Annotated in this window: 2 pseudogenes; both read right to left on the bottom strand. The window is 67.6% G+C overall.

Annotated elements, in window-relative coordinates:
- Positions 1-239, bottom strand: a pseudogene (locus tag QZH66_RS18240) (FAD-binding protein); the annotation flags it as partial.
- 34 nt (positions 240-273) lie between these two features.
- Positions 274-566, bottom strand: a pseudogene (locus tag QZH66_RS18235) (FAD-binding protein); the annotation flags it as partial.

Raw genomic sequence — 566 nt, 5'->3', positions numbered from 1 at the left:
CCGTGAACAAGTCTGCCTCGAGCCCATGGTCGGCCACCGAGAAGATCGGAGCCTCCGGGTCCTTGTTGATCGCCACGATGACCTTGCTGTACTTCATTCCCGCCAGGTGCTGGATCGCGCCCGAGATGCCGCAGGCGATGTATAGCTGCGGCGCCACGATCTTGCCCGTCTGCCCCACGTGCAGGTCGTTCGGCGCGTAGCTCGCGCACCACCGCGCGGTTCGCGCCCAGCGCAGCGCCGAGCTTGTCGGCCAGCGGGAGCATGACTTCGTCGAACTTTTCCTTGCTCCCGAGCGCCCGGNGCCAGGTGCTGGATCGCGCCCGAGATGCCGCAGGCGATGTATAGCTGCGGCGCCACGATCTTGCCCGTCTGCCCCACGTGCAGGTCGTTCGGCGCGTAGCTCGCGCACCACCGCGCGGTTCGCGCCCAGCGCAGCGCCGAGCTTGTCGGCCAGCGGGAGCATGACTTCGTCGAACTTTTCCTTGCTCCCGAGCGCCCGGCCACCCGAGACGATGATCTTGACGGCGGTGAGTTCGGGGCGGTCGTTCTGGGTCACTTCGCGCCCG

The sequence above is a fragment of the Stenotrophomonas sp. YIM B06876 genome (assembly GCF_030711595.1).
In the GTDB taxonomy this organism is placed as follows: Bacteria; Pseudomonadota; Gammaproteobacteria; order Xanthomonadales; family Xanthomonadaceae; genus Stenotrophomonas.
This window is presented reverse-complemented; position numbering and strand designations above follow the sequence as displayed.